This window comes from Acerihabitans sp., from assembly GCF_036398755.1.
GTDB lineage: Bacteria > Pseudomonadota > Gammaproteobacteria > Enterobacterales > Enterobacteriaceae > Acerihabitans.
This window is the reverse complement of the sequence record NZ_DASWOM010000084.1, coordinates 19,581-32,534: the sequence shown is the minus strand read 5'-3', so window position 1 is coordinate 32,534 and position 12,954 is coordinate 19,581. Positions and strand designations below refer to the sequence as shown.

The following is a 12,954-nucleotide window of genomic DNA, read 5'->3' as shown; positions in this document are numbered from 1 at the left end:
CCGCATTGCGTTCAGCGTTAGCGGGCCTGGCATGCCGTTGGCGCGTTAACCTTTGCGGTGCAATAGGCGATACAGCGCCGGTATCACCAGCATCGACAGCAGCGGCGCGCTGACCATGCCGCCGATCATCGGCGCGGCGATGCGTTGCATCACTTCGGACCCGACGCCGCCGCCCCACATGATGGGCAGCAGGCCGGCCATGATGGTGGCCACCGTCATCACCTTGGGCCGTACGCGCAGCACCGCGCCTTCGCGGATGGCCGCCAGCAGTTGCGCTTCGCTGAGCGGTTCGTTGCCGGTGCGGTGGTTTTCCATGGCATGGTTAAGGTAGAGCACCATGATCACCCCGAACTCCGCCGCCACCCCCGCCAGGGCGATGAATCCCACCGCCGCCGCCACCGAGAGATTATAATGCAGCAGGTAGAGCAGCCAGACGCCGCCTATCAGGGCGAAGGGCAGCGTGCCCATAATCAGCAGCGCGTCCCTGACCCGGCCGAAGGTGACATAGAGCAGGACAAAAATTATCGCAAGCGTAAAGGGCAGTACGATTTTCAGCTTGGCGCTGGCGCGTTCCAGGTATTCAAACTGTCCCGACCAGCTTAAGGATACGCCCTCCGGCAGTTGCACCTGCCGCGCCACCGTGCGCTGCATTTCCTGCACGGCGGATTTAAGATCGCGGCCGCGTAAATCGACGTAGATCCAGTCCGAAAGGCGGGCGTTTTCGCTTTTCAGCATCGGCGGGCCTTCGCTGACGCGGATATCCGCCAGGTCGGACAGGCTGACCTGCGCCCCGCCGGCGGTCACTACCGGCAGGTCGCGTAGTTTTTGCACCGAATCGCGCAGCTCGCGCGGATAGCGCACGTTGATAGGGAAACGTTCGCGGCCTTCTATGGTTTCGCCGATATTATCACCGCCGATGACCGCCGCCACGATGGACTGCAGCTCGGCCACCGATACGCCGTAGCGGGCGGCCCGCACCCGATCGATATTGATATCGATATAGCGACCGCCGTTCAGCCGTTCCGCCAGCGCCGAGGTGACGCCGGGGACGTTTTTCACCACCCGCTCGATCTGCTGGGCCACCGCCTCGACCTGCTCGATATTATTGCCGTTCACTTTGATCCCCACCGGGCTCTTAATCCCGGTTGCCAGCATATCCAGCCGGTTGCGGATGGGGGGCACCCAGATATTGGCCACCCCCGGCAGCGAGACCGTCCGGTCCAGTTCCTGCACCAGCTTTTCAGTGGTCATGCCTGGACGCCACTGATCTTTGGGCTTGAAATGGATGGTGGTTTCCAGCATCGTCAGCGTCGCCGGGTCGGTGGCGGTTTCGGCCCGTCCCGCCTTGCCGAAGACCGTGGCCACTTCCGGTACGGTTTTAATCAGCCGGTCGGTTTGCTGCAGCAGCCGGGCGGCTTCCCGCGCCGATATGCCGGGCAGGGTGGAGGGCATATATAATAAATCTCCCTCGTCCAGGGCCGGCATAAACTCGGTACCCAGGCGGCTGAGCGGCAGCAGGGTGACCACCAGCAGCGCCAGCGACAGGGCCAGCGTGGTTTTCGGCCATTGCAGCACCTTGTCCAGCAGCGGCTGGTACATGCGGATTAGCCCGCGGTTAAGCGGGTTGGCGTGTTCATCCGGAATACGCCCCCGGATAAAATAGCCCATCAACACCGGTACCAGGGTAATGCCCAACCCCGCCGAGATCGCCATGGCATAGGTTTTGGTAAACGCCAGCGGGCCGAACATCTTGCCCTCCTGCGCCTCGAGCGAAAACACCGGAATAAACGACAGGGTGATGATAAGCAGGCTGCAAAACAGCGCCGGTCCCACCTCGGTGGAGGCGCGGGCCGAGATTTCCCAGTAGTCCTCGCCCGCCGGGGTCTGGCCGGGATGCTCATGACGCCATTTTTCCAGCACCTTGTGCATATTCTCAATCATGACTATCGCCGCATCCACCATGGCGCCTATGGCGATGGCGATGCCGCCGAGCGACATGATATTGGCGTTAACTCCCTGGTAATGCATGACGATAAAGGCGCCGAGGATGCCCAACGGCAGGGTAATGATCGCCACCAGCGCCGAGCGGAAGTGAAACAGGAACAGGCTGCACACCAGCGCCACGACGATAAACTCTTCCAGTAGCTTATGGGACAGGGTTTCAATGGCCTGCTTGATAAGGCTGGAGCGGTCATAGACCGGCACGATTTGCACGCCCGGCGGCAAGCTGCGCCGCACCTCGTTCAGTTTTTGTTTTACGGCGTTTATGGTTTCCAGCGCGTTTTTACCGTAGCGCATGATAACGATGCCGCCGGCCACTTCTCCTTCGCCGTTCAGCTCGGCCACGCCGCGCCGCATTTCAGGTCCCAGGCGGATGTCGGCCACATCGGACAGCAGCACCGGGACGCCGCCGCGCGAGGTAATGACGATATGGTCAAAATCCCCCGGGGTTTTAAGGTAGCCGGCGGCGCGTACCATGTACTCGGCTTCGCTCATTTCCAGTACCGAACCGCCGCCTTCCTGGTTGGCTTGCTTAACCGCGTCGATAACCTGCTGGTGGGACAGGTTCAGCGCCCGCAGCCGGTCCGGTTTCAGCAGGATTTGGTATTGGCGCACCATGCCGCCGACGCTTGCCACCTCCGACACGTTCGGCACGGTTTTCAGCTCGAATTTCAGCACCCAATCCTGGATGGCGCGCAGATCGGCCAGGCTGTGGCGGCCGGTTTTGTCCACCAGCGCGTATTCGTATACCCAGCCGACGCCGGTGGCGTCCGGCCCCAGGCTGGCCTTGGCCTCCGCCGGCAGCGTAGACTGCACCTGGCTGAGATACTCAAGCACCCTAGATCGCGCCCAGTAGGGATCGGTGCCGTCCGCGAACAGGATATAGACATAGGCGTCGCCAAACATCGAAAATCCGCGCACGGTGGTGGCCCCCGGCACCGACAGCATGGTGGTGGTCAGCGGATAGGTCACCTGATCCTCCACCACCTGCGGCGCCTTGCCGGGATAACTGACGCGGATAATCACCTGCACGTCGGACAGATCCGGCAGCGCGTCCACCGGCATACGCTGCAGGGACCAGATGCCCCAGGCGGTAAGCAGGCCGGCGGCCAGCAGTACCAGCAGCCGGTTGCGCAGCGACCAGCGAATAATAAAGGCAATCATTTGGCGCCCTCCAGCGGCAGCATTTGGGTGATGCGCGCGCCGCCGTCGTCAAGCGTAAAGTGGAATGCGACGCGGCTGCCGACGGCGATGCCCTTGGGCATCCCTCCCGCGGGCAGGATAAAATCCATGGTCATCGGCGGCCAGTTCAGGCCGGGTACCGCATGGTGCGATAACGTCGCCATTTCGCCGTTTACCGCATCGATAACGCCTTCGGTGGCGTATTCCTGCGCGGCGGCGGACGGATGCGCCGCGCCGGCTGGAGCCGACCGGTCCATGCCCTCCATGCCGCCCATGGATGGGTCATCCGTTGCCGCGGCTGGCGATGCCACCCCGGCGTCCTGTGCCGTCGGCGATGAGGCGTCCGTCTCGTCCGTCATCTGCGGCAGGGCGCTGCGCAGGCTGGCTTCGGAGTCAATCAGAAACTGTCCCGAGGTGACCACCCGGTCGCCGGCGGCCAGCCCTTTTCGCACTTCCACCCAATCGCCGAACTCCCGCCCGGCGGTAACGCTGACCGGGGTGAAATGCCCATCGCCCTTGGCCAGCAGCACGGTATTGCGGCTGCCGGTCTGGATCAGCGCGTCCTGCGGCATGGTTAATACGGTTTCTCCCTGCGCCGCCTGCGCCAGGCGTACGTTAAGATACATGCCGGGCTGTAGCCTGCCGTCATGGTTTTCCAGCGCGATGCGCGCCCGGTAGGTGCGGGTGGCGTTATCCACCACCGGCAGCATTTCCGCAATCCGGCCGTGGAACATGTCTCCCGGCCAGCGTGAGGTCGTGGCCTGGACGTCGCTGCCGGGCTGGAGAGCCCCGGCCTGGGATTCAGGATAATCCACCACCACCCAGACCGGATCGAGCGAGCTAAGCTCAAACATCGCCTGGGACGTGGCGACCTGGCTGCCTTCGCGCACGTCCAGGCGGCTGATAAATCCCTGCTCCGGCGCCCGCACGTCGATACGGGTCTGCGGCCGGCCGGTTTTTTCAATCGCGCGGATAATATCCTCCGGTATAAACAACAGTTGCAGACGCTGGCGCGCCGCCGCGGTGAGCGACGCATCGCCCAGATGCCGCACCGCCAGATACTCCTGCTGGGCGGCGCTCCATTCCGGGATCCACAGCCGTGCCAGCGGCTGGTTCTTTTTCACCAACTGTTGTTCGGCGCGCACATAGAGTTTTTCCACCAGTCCGTTGGCGCGCGCCGGTATGACCTGAATACCCCGATCGTCGATACTGACGGTACCGAACGCATCGAAGCGCGGCTGCACCACCCGCGGCTCCACCGTACCCAAACGCACGCCCAGGTTTTGCTGCTGGCGGGCGCTGACGGTCACGCCGCCGTCCTGCTGCGTCTCGTCGGCGTAACGCGGCGTCAGCGGCATATCCATAAAAGGTGATTTCCCGGGTTTGTCAAAGCGCTGCGCCGGCGACATCGGATCGTACCAATACAGAACCCGGCGGCCGCTGTCCGCCGCCGGCGCGGGATTGGCCTGGGCCGGCGCGGTTGCCGCCTCCGGCGGGCGGCGCAGGAAATAACCGGCGGCGAAGGCGGCGCACAGCGCGGCCAGGGCCAGGACGACGGCGAGGATACGTCCGGTGGTGATACGGTTCATGACCTGTTCTCCTGCGGAATAAGATAACGAATGGCGGCCCAGCTTTGCGCCAGTTCCCTGGCCGCGCGGTTTTCATTCTGCTCGCTGGCCAGCAGCGCGCTGCGCGCGCCCAGCAGTTCGGCGAGCGTGGCGCTGCCGGCGCGATACTGCGCCTGTATCAATTGCAATCGCTGTTTCTGCAGCGGCAGCACTTCGTCCCGCTGCCGCAGCCAGCGTGCCTGGGCGGCCTGGTACTGCGCCACCAGGATATTCAGCTGCGCGGTATGATCCCGAATGGTCTGCGCCAGGCGATCGTTGGCCTCGAAGGTACGCGACTGGTCGGCGGCATGATCCTTATCCTGACGCTGAGACTGGAACAACGGCAGATCGACGGTAAACATAATACCGGCCATATCGTCGCGGCCGCTGTCGCGCTTGCCGTAATAGACTTCCACGCCGACATCCGGAATAGCCGCCACCGCCGACTGGGCGGAACGGGCCTGAGAGACTTCCGCCTCGCGCCGCGCCTGCATGATTTCGGGGTGCTGGTTCACGCCCTGGGCCAACACCTCCGGGTCGGCCGGCAAACGGTCGATCCGCGGCAGGGAACCGCCGGTCTGGATGCCCTCGACGCCGGTCAGCTGCAGCAGGCGCGCCTGCGCCATCGCCACATCCCGTTGCGCATCGCTAAGCGCATCGCGCATATCGATCACCACCAGGCGGCCGTCCAGCACCGCGGCGGCGCTGCCGCCGCCGGCTACCGCCGCCCGCTGCACGGCTATCTGCCGCTGGCTTTCCGTCAGCAGATGGCTCGCCGCCTCCACCGCCTGCTGCGACAGGGCCAGATCCAGCCAGGCCTGGGCGGTATCCCGCTGTAGCCGTGCGCGCAGATTTTGATAACCGGCGGCGGTGGAGGCCGCTTCGGCCCTGATCGCGTCCGCTTTGCGCTCGCGTTTGGCGCCGCTGACATAATCCTGCATGATGCCGATGCGCTGCATGGTCATGTCTTCACGGGTAAAACGCCGGGCATTGCCGCCGCCCACCGGCAGGTTATCGATGCCGAATTTCAGCTTGGGGTCGGGTAGTTGCAGGGCTGAATCGGCCATATTTTCCAGCGCTTGCCGTTGATGGAGATTAGCCGAAAGATCCGCGGAATATCGTTCGGCCCGGGCCAGCGTCTCATCCAGGCTCATTTGCGCCGCGGGAGCCGCGGCGGAAACGAACAGCATAAGGACCAGCCACGTCCGGGAGGAGCATGGTAGCAACATAAAGATCCTCGCTTACTGCTGGAGAGAATGAATGGCGGTGAGCGTATAGCCCTGGGCGTCCTGGCGGAAGCTGAAGTCCACCCTGGCGCCGACCGCAAGCTTTGCCGCGTCCAGCTCGGCCGGCACGGCGAAGGTCATGGTCATCGGCGGCCATTTCAATGCCGGGATGGCCTGATGGGCGATAGCCACATGCTGGTTATCCCAGCGCTTGATAATGCCGTTTGAATGGTAGTCTGCGGGGGAGGCGTTAACGTTTGACGCGGCCATCATGCCGTGATCTGGATGCATACCGGCCATATCGCCCATGCCGGCCATATCATCGGCAAGCGCGGGCAGGGCAAAAACAGTAATAGCGGAGAGAACAACAATAAAGAATGTGCGCATTGAATTGATTCCTGAACATAAGTCATCCACTACCGTCGCTTTCAGGCGACGGCAACCGTTGGCGTTATGTCAGGATCTATAACCGGTACCGGCAGAACTGAATCTCCGCCGGCGGCCCTACAATGGGCGGGGTAAGCCAGGCGACATCCGGCAGGCGCGGTTCATCGCGCCATTCGGCCACCTGGAGATCGGTTTGGCTGGGCAGGACCACGAAGGGCGCATGCTGGGTATCTTGTTGCGCGGAATCCGGCACGCAGTGCTTATCGCATAATAAACCGGGCGCGGCGGCGCGCTGCTGCGGCATCGGCATAGTATCGCGCAGCATGTGCTCGCTGTGTTCAAGGGCCGCCGGCAGCGCGGTAACCGGCATCGAGCACTGGTGGCTGGCCAGCGCCAGCTGGGCGTTCAGTAACAGCCAAAAGGCCAGCAGAATCATGGCGAATACCCGCCGCCTGCGGCAGCGTAGCTTGACCATGAATTCTGTTACTGAAGCGGAGGACACGATAATTCCCTTGATCTGCTATCCCGGCGCGGGAAACGCACCGGTCGGCTTAAGTGAACGCGAAAAGCATCCACAGCTTCTTGATGCGCATCAATTTATGCTGGATAAGGGAAAAAGGGCAAGGGTAATTTGCACTAACTGACAAATCCAGCGCGGTAATGCTGTGCATCCTGCCAGGCGACAATCCGTGCGAGACGGCCGGTCAACCAGATGACTAGCGGTAAACGGGCCGGCGTGCCGGAGGGGTCATACGACGGAAAAAGTCCTGTGGCCGGTGCATCCATGGCTGGGCCTGACCGTGATGTCGATATCAAATCCCAACCGGTTCAGGCAATCCATCAGCTTTTGTTCCGACATATTGAAAAATTTGCCGTTATAAAGTGCTGAAACCCGGGCCTGGGGCAGGTTCATGCGTTTGCCGGCGTCGGCCTGGTTCAATCCGAGCGCCTGGATGGCGATGATAATCTGCAGGGCGATATCCGCTTTTATTTTCATGCTGTCGGCATCGGGCAAATTCAGGTCGGCAAAGACATTGCCCGATCCCAGTTCAAAATCCTGTTCGTTACAGTTTGCCATTTTTCATATCCTCATATATTTTCCTGGCTCTCTCGAGGCGGCATCGTATCAACTCGATATCATGTTTGGGTGTTGCTATGCCGGTACGGGATTTTTTTTGAAAACAGTGCAGTACAAAGATTGCATGGAGAAATTTCACGGTGTAGACAGCGCGATAGGTATCGCCGTTATGATTCTCGACGATTTCGAGCACGCCCGCGCCATGAAAACCCGCCAGTGGCTTGGCATCGGGCGGCGTTAGACCCGCTTGAGCCAGATGCAAGGCATAGCCCACCGATTTAACGACCTTTGCAGGCAGGGATGATAGGTCTTTTTTGCTGCCGGCCATCCATACCAGCTGTTTTTTGAATCTGAATTCCATCCTGTTTCTCGTCCGTGATTATTACATAACTGATATAAAATGCAACATCCTTTTTTGTGCTTTGCCGCGACCAGTCTTTTGGCCGTCGGGCGGGGTTACCGGGTCGTTTTAACATAAACAGCAGCGGGCAAGGGGGGAATGACTGAACCGGATGATGAAACTGGAAGGGTTTTGGCAACGCCGCGCGGGTTCACCGGCAGCGTTGCATTGACGTTGTTGCGCATGATTCCAAATCTTAACGCAGGTGGTGCACCACCTGGTTGCTGCTGCCGCGCCAAATCAGCGCCGGGTCGCGCAGTTCCTGGATAAACTTGCCGTCGATCAGCACGTTAATCAACGCGGCCACTTCCTGCTGGGCCGTGGTTAACTCCTCCAGCCGGTAACCGGTCCAGACCCAGATATCCTTGGCCGGACACTCCGCGCGCACGCGCCGCACCAGTTGCAGCACGGCGTCGAGATTCTGCGGATGCAGCGGATCGCCGCCCGAAAGCGTCAGCCCCTGGCGGTGGATCCGGGTGTCCTGTAAATCGGCGATAATCCGGTCTTCCATCGCCGGCGTAAAGGGCACGCCGGAGTTAAGCCGCCAGGTGCTTTTGTTATAACAGCCCGGGCATTCATGCACGCAGCCGGACACAAACAGCGTACAGCGCGTGCCGGGGCCGTTTATCACATCCACCGGGTAATACTGATGATAATTCATCCCTGTCAGCCCAACTGGCCGTCGGGCAAATGTTTCACCCGCCGTTTCACTTCTTCCTGCTTGCCGGCATTGAACGGCCGCGCGTCCGGGCTGCCCAGATAGCCGCACACCCGGCGCGTTACCGACACCTTGGCCGGATTGTGATTGCCGCATTTCGGGCAGGTGAAGCCTTTGCTGGTACAGGAAAACTCGCCGGTAAAACCACACTCATAGCATTCGTCGATCGGCGTATTGGTGCCGTAATAAGGCACCCGGGTATAGCTGTAGTCCCAGACGTCTTCCAGCGCTTTCAGGTTATGCTGCAGGTTCGGATATTCGCCATAACAGATGAACCCGCCGTTGGAGACCGGAGGATAGGGCGCCTCGAAATCCAGTTTGTCGTAAGGATTGACCTGTTTTTCCACGTCCAGGTGGAAGCTGTTGGTATAATAGCCCTTATCGGTTACGCCCTCGACGATGCCGAACTCGGCGGCGTCCAAACGACAGAAGCGGTCGCACAGGTTTTCGCTCGGCGTGCTGTACAGGCTGAAGCCGTAACCGGTCTCGTCTTTCCAGCGGTCGGTCGCCGCCTTCAGATGGGCCACGATGGCCACGGCCTTGTCGCGCAGTTGCCGATCGTCATAGACATGGGTTTGGCCGCCGAACAGGGCGTTAATGGTTTCATGCACGCCGATAAAGCCCAGCGAAATGGAAGCCCGGCCGTTTTTGAAAATCTCCGCCACGTCGTCATCGGCTTTTAAGCGCACGCCGCAGGCCCCTTCCATATACAGGATTGGCGCCACGCGGGCCTTGACCCCGTCAAGACGGGCAATACGGGTCATCAGCGCTTTTTTCGCCAGCACCAGACGTTCATCCAGCAGCTGCCAGAAACGCGCTTCGTCACGCTTGGCCTCCAGGGCGATGCGCGGCAGGTTAAGGCTGATAACGCCCAGATTGTTGCGCCCGTCGTGGATTTGCCTGCCGTTCTCCTCGTAAACGCCGAGGAAGCTGCGGCAGCCCATCGGGGTCTTAAATGAACCGGTAACCTTCACCACCTGATCATAATTAAGGATATCCGGGTACATGCGTTTGCTGGCGCACTCCAGCGCCAACTGCTTGATATCGTAGTTGGGATCGCTGAATTTATGGTTCAGGCCGTCGCGAATGGCGAACACCAGCTTCGGGAACACCGCGGTTTTGCGGTTTTTACCCAACCCGGCAATGCGGTTGCGCAGGATGGATTGCTGGATCAGGCGCGATTCGCGGCTGGTGCCCAGGCCAAAACCGAAGGTCACGAACGGCGTCTGGCCGTTGGCGGTGTGCAGGGTGTTCACTTCATATTCCAGCGATTGGAAAGCGTCGTAACACTCTTTTTCGGTGCGCGACAAGGCATAACCTTCCGCGTCGGGAATTTTCCACTGCGTGGCGGTATTGCGATGCTTGTCGTAGCTGGCGGCCACGTAGGGCGCCAGGATCTCGTCGATACGATTAATGGTGGTGCCGCCGTAGATATGGCTGGCCACCTGGGCGATAATCTGCGCGGTGACCGCCGTGGCGGTGGAGATGGAGCGGGGTGGCTCGATTTCCGCGTTGCCCATTTTAAAGCCTTTGGTCAGCATGCCCTCCAGATCGATCAACATACAGTTGAACATCGGGAAGAACGGCGCGTAATCCAGGTCGTGGTAATGGATCTCGCCGCGTTCATGGGCCAGCACCACGTCGCGCGGCAGGATATGCTGGCGCGCGTAATGCTTGGCGACGATGCCGGCCAGCAGATCGCGCTGGGTGGGGATGACCTTGCTGTCTTTATTGGCGTTTTCGTTGAGCAGCGCCATATTGCTCTGCTCGACCAGACCGCGGATTTCCTGGTTCAGGCGGCCGCGTTGTTCACGGGCGACGTCGCGATCGTGGCGATACTCGATATACAGGCGGGCCAGCGTTTTATGCGGCCCCGCCATCAGCTGGTTTTCCACCGCGTCCTGGATATCGCGGATATCGACATGGGAGCGGGAATTCATCTGCTGGCCCACCAGTGCGGCGACGGTGGCGCAATAATCGTTATCCTGAACACCGGCGGCCTGCGCGGCATGCATTATGGCCTGGTAAATCCGTTGCTCATCAAAATTGACCTGGCAACCGTCTCGTTTGATCACTACCGGTTTCACGATGCGACTCCTGTATGCGGGTTATGGGTTGCTTTCGCCGCCGATGGTTTTCAGGCTACGCCACGCTTGGGGCGTTAACCGTGCGTTGCTACCGGTAGAGAAGGCAACCACTATATCTAGTTTGTTAAAATTAACTATGCCACTAGATGTAGAGTATGAGCCAGGAGAATGTAACTAAACTTGACCTTGCTCAATAAAAAACATACCCGGTCGAAGTGTTGTACAGCGTGGTTTTTAAGCAAAAAACGGCAAGGCTTGATTTATGCTACTGAAAATAAATCATTAAATTTCCGGGCGGCCGGCAAACGCCGCAAAAAAATATTTATTGCGATTTCACCGGCAATTTTTTCTCCGGTAGTGTATGCGGGCGCCGCCGCATAATGGCGATGGTTGCCCCGCCGCGATTACCCGCGCAGCCAGTAAACCGCTTCATAGGGGCGCAGCGTCAACGCCCGGGGAACCGGGGAAATATCGTCGGGATAATTGCCCATCAGGCGCCGCCAGGAGCCGGTATACGCCTTGGCCGGTTGCCACGCCTGGGGCTGGCGGCTCAAATTCGCCAGTACCATGAGGCGCTGGCGGCCCAGAGTTCGCTGGTAATGCCAAAGCGCGGGATGTTCGGGGCATAAATCGCGGTAATCCCCTGCGGCCAGCACCGGCAACGATTTGCGCAGGGCGATAAGCTGCTGATAACAATAAAATACCGAATCGCTATCCGCCAAGGCGGCCTGCGCATTGATGAGATCGGCATTTTTGCAGCCGTCGATCCAGGGGGTGCCGGTGGTGAACCCCGCGTGCTTACCGGCATCCCACTGCATGGGCGTGCGGCTGTTGTCCCGCGAGCGGGCGGACAGGATTTTGAGCAACTGTCCGGCATCGCTTCCCTGCGCTACGCCGCCGTGGTACATATTCAGGCTTTCCACGTCCCGGTATTGATCGATGGCGGTAAAACCGGGGTCGGTCATGCCCAGTTCCTCGCCCTGATAAATAAACGGCGTTCCCTGCATGCCGTGCAGCGCCATGGCCAGCATTTTGGCCGATACGACCCGCAGTTCGCCCTCGTCGCCAAAGCGGGAAACAATGCGCGGCTGATCGTGGTTACACCAAAACAGCGTATTCCAGGCCCGGTTATGCATACCCCGCTGCCAGCGGTTGAAAATCTGCTTGAGCAAAACATAGTCCGGGGCCGCCAACGACCATTTTTCGCCGTTGGGATAATCCACCTTGAGATGATGGAAATGGGCCGCCATCGAGAGCTGCTCGCCGTTAAGGTTGGCGTAGCGGCGGCATTTAGCCAGAGAAGTGGACGACATTTCCCCCACGGTCATCAGCCCCAGCGGCGCAAATATCTCCCGGTTCATCTCCCGCAGGTACTCTTCTACCTGGGCACGATCGGTATAATAAGGCCGGCCGTCGCCCATTGGCGCGTCGGGCAGGCGGGGATGCTTGGCAATCACATTAATCACATCCAGGCGCAGTCCGTCCACGCCGCGGTCGGCCCAGAACCGGCAGAGATTTTTCAGTTCGGCGCGCAGCGGCGGATGCGCCCAGTTCAGGTCGGCCTGTTCGCGGGAATAAAGATGCAAATAATATTGGCCGCCGGGGGTCGGCTGATGCCAGGCGCTGCCGCCAAATTTGGACACCCAGTTATTGGGCGGGCCGGAACCCTTGCCGTCGCGCCAGAAATAAAACGGGCGATAGGGGCTGGCGGGGTCCTGGGAGGCGATAAACCAGGGATGCGAGGTGGAGCTGTGATTGAGTACCATATCCATCACGATGCGCATGCCCCGCCGATGGGCGGCCTCCACCAGCGCGTCGAAGTCCGCCATCGTGCCGTAGGCGGGATCGATGGCATAATAATCGGCGATGTCGTAGCCGCTATCCACCTGGGGAGAAACAAAAATCGGCGTCAGCCACAGCGCGTCCACCCCTAGCGTATGCAAATAATCCAGACGCCGGGTAATGCCGGCCAAATCGCCGAAGCCATTGCCGGTGCTGTCCTGGAAGCTTTTTGGGTAAATCTGGTATATCACCCCGCTGCGCCACCAGGAGGAGGTCATGATAACCACCCGTTACGCTGCCGGTATCCAACGGCCGGGGCGCCGCCTGTTTCGCTATGATCGATGATGTGCCGTTCTCCCTGGTGTCATCCTTAGCCGGACCCTGTGGTTTTTAAACGCACAAAACGCATGTTGTTTATTTAGCGTTGATGTTTTTGACCGTATAGTCCGCAGTTAATCATATAGCCTTCAGCTTACCACCCTAAAG

11 protein-coding genes are annotated in these 12,954 nt (G+C 60.2%); 1 reads left to right on the top strand and 10 read right to left on the bottom strand.

Annotated features, from left to right (window positions below; translation table 11 throughout):
* Window positions 1-45 precede the first annotated feature (45 nt).
* The 9 genes from VGC33_RS13905 to nrdD form a co-directional block, all read right to left on the bottom strand.
* On the bottom strand, window positions 46-3,165 hold the full coding sequence (locus VGC33_RS13905) for an efflux RND transporter permease subunit (protein ID WP_331121362.1): 3,120 nt from the start codon (window positions 3,163-3,165) through the stop codon (window positions 46-48).
* A complete protein-coding gene (locus tag VGC33_RS13900; protein ID WP_331121361.1) occupies window positions 3,162-4,772 on the bottom strand; it encodes an efflux RND transporter periplasmic adaptor subunit in 1,611 nt (536 codons plus the stop codon). The genes VGC33_RS13905 and VGC33_RS13900 overlap by 4 nt, the downstream gene beginning before the upstream one ends.
* Window positions 4,769-5,980, bottom strand: coding sequence for a TolC family protein (locus VGC33_RS13895; RefSeq protein WP_331121360.1), 1,212 nt, complete (start codon window positions 5,978-5,980; stop codon window positions 4,769-4,771). Before VGC33_RS13895 ends, VGC33_RS13900 begins: the two co-directional genes overlap by 4 nt.
* Window positions 5,981-6,031: 51 nt before the next feature.
* Window positions 6,032-6,403, bottom strand: coding sequence for a copper-binding protein (locus VGC33_RS13890; protein WP_331121359.1), 372 nt, complete (start codon window positions 6,401-6,403; stop codon window positions 6,032-6,034).
* A 76-nt stretch (window positions 6,404-6,479) separates the two neighbouring features.
* Entirely contained in the window at window positions 6,480-6,905 is a 426-nt protein-coding gene (locus VGC33_RS13885) for a hypothetical protein (protein ID WP_331121358.1), read from the bottom strand.
* A gap of 246 nt (window positions 6,906-7,151) precedes the next feature.
* Complete coding sequence (locus VGC33_RS13880; RefSeq protein WP_331121357.1) at window positions 7,152-7,481, bottom strand: helix-turn-helix domain-containing protein; 330 nt, start codon at window positions 7,479-7,481, stop codon at window positions 7,152-7,154.
* A complete protein-coding gene (locus tag VGC33_RS13875; RefSeq protein WP_331121356.1) occupies window positions 7,468-7,842 on the bottom strand; it encodes a type II toxin-antitoxin system RelE/ParE family toxin in 375 nt (124 codons plus the stop codon). Before VGC33_RS13875 ends, VGC33_RS13880 begins: the two co-directional genes overlap by 14 nt.
* Before the next feature lie 235 nt (window positions 7,843-8,077).
* Window positions 8,078-8,542: an anaerobic ribonucleoside-triphosphate reductase-activating protein gene (gene nrdG / locus VGC33_RS13870; RefSeq protein ID WP_331121355.1), complete on the bottom strand. Its 465-nt coding sequence runs from the start codon at window positions 8,540-8,542 to the stop codon at window positions 8,078-8,080.
* 5 nt (window positions 8,543-8,547) lie between these two features.
* A complete protein-coding gene (nrdD, locus tag VGC33_RS13865) occupies window positions 8,548-10,686 on the bottom strand; it encodes an anaerobic ribonucleoside-triphosphate reductase (RefSeq protein ID WP_331121354.1) in 2,139 nt (712 codons plus the stop codon).
* A gap of 180 nt (window positions 10,687-10,866) precedes the next feature.
* Here nrdD and VGC33_RS13860 point away from each other — a divergent pair, with 180 nt between their 5' ends.
* Window positions 10,867-11,067: a hypothetical protein gene (locus VGC33_RS13860; RefSeq protein WP_331121353.1), complete on the top strand. Its 201-nt coding sequence runs from the start codon at window positions 10,867-10,869 to the stop codon at window positions 11,065-11,067.
* Between the two features lie 23 nt (window positions 11,068-11,090).
* Here the strand turns inward: VGC33_RS13860 and VGC33_RS13855 are convergent, their stop codons facing one another.
* Entirely contained in the window at window positions 11,091-12,746 is a 1,656-nt protein-coding gene (locus tag VGC33_RS13855; protein WP_331121352.1) for an alpha,alpha-phosphotrehalase, read from the bottom strand.
* Window positions 12,747-12,954: the final 208 nt, after the last annotated feature.